Source organism: Mesorhizobium sp. B2-4-12 (assembly GCF_006441575.1).
Taxonomy (GTDB): Bacteria; Pseudomonadota; Alphaproteobacteria; order Rhizobiales; family Rhizobiaceae; genus Mesorhizobium.
Map to the genome: position 1 here is coordinate 1 of NZ_VFVC01000110.1, position 1,016 is coordinate 1,016.

A 1,016-nucleotide genomic window follows, 5' to 3' on the forward strand; every position below is an offset into this window, starting at 1 on the left:
CTAGGTGTTTGATCCCGAGCTTTAATGGTGCGATATTTTCTTCCGACTGGAAGGATGCGTTATGGGACAAGTTCTGCACGGCCGCGCCACGACGACAGAGGCAATCCGTCGAGCAATACAAAATAGTCAAGAGAGCCTGAGGGCGCTGGCCAGGCGCTACGGGATCGATCAGAAGACGGTTCGAAAGTGGAAGAACCGAACCTCGACCGCCGATCTTCCGACAGGCCCCAAGGACCCGAAGTCGACGGTGTTGTCTGTGGAGGAAGAGGCGGCCATCGTCGCCTTTCGCAAGCACACGCTGCTGCCACTGGATGATTGTCTCTATGCCCTTCAGCCGACGATCCCGCATCTGACACGCTCGTCCTTGCATCGTTGCCTTCAACGCCATGGTATTTCGCGATTGCCGCAGGTGGATGGTGACAAGCCGGCCAAGAAAAAGTTTCAGGCCTATCCGATCGGCTATTTCCATATCGATATCGCCGATGTGCAGACCGCCGAGGGCAAGCTGCGTCTCTTCGTTGCCGTCGACCGGACGTCCAAGTTCGCCTATGCGCAGCTACACGCGACGGCGGACAAGATGACGATGGTCCAGTTCCTGCGAGATCTGATCGCGGCCGTGCCCTATGCCATCCACACCATTTTGACCGACAACGGCATCCAGTTCACCAACCGAAGCTGCGACCGCCATGCCCCCCGGCATATCTTCGATGATGTCTGCGCCGACCATGGCATCGAGCACCGGCTCACCAAGATCAACCATCCCTGGACCAACGGCCAGGTCGAGCGGATGAACCGAACCATCAAGGACGCGACCGTCAAGTGCTTCCACTATGACGATCACGATCAGCTGCGCCGACACCTCGCCGACTTCATCTCAGCCTACAATTTCGCACGCAGGCTCAAGACCCTCAAAGGCCTCACGCCTTATGAGTTCATCTGCAAAATCTGGAAAAAAGAGCCCGAACGGTTCAGACTCGACCCGGTCCATCAAATGCCGGGACTAAACACCTAGGGTC

General features: G+C 57.2%; 1 protein-coding gene. It reads left to right on the forward strand.

The annotated features are described in order from the left end of the window. Window positions 1–61: 61 nt before the first annotated feature. Window positions 62–1,012 (forward strand): IS481 family transposase, encoded by a 951-nt coding sequence (locus FJ934_RS27875; RefSeq protein WP_140613602.1) that lies wholly within the window; start codon window positions 62–64, stop codon window positions 1,010–1,012. Window positions 1,013–1,016: the final 4 nt, after the last annotated feature.

What these genes read in the sequence shown, in the direction of transcription:
- FJ934_RS27875 (WP_140613602.1), top strand. Translation starts at nt 62, where the DNA reads ATGGGACAAGTTCTGCACGGCCGCGCCACGACGACAGAGGCAATCCGT.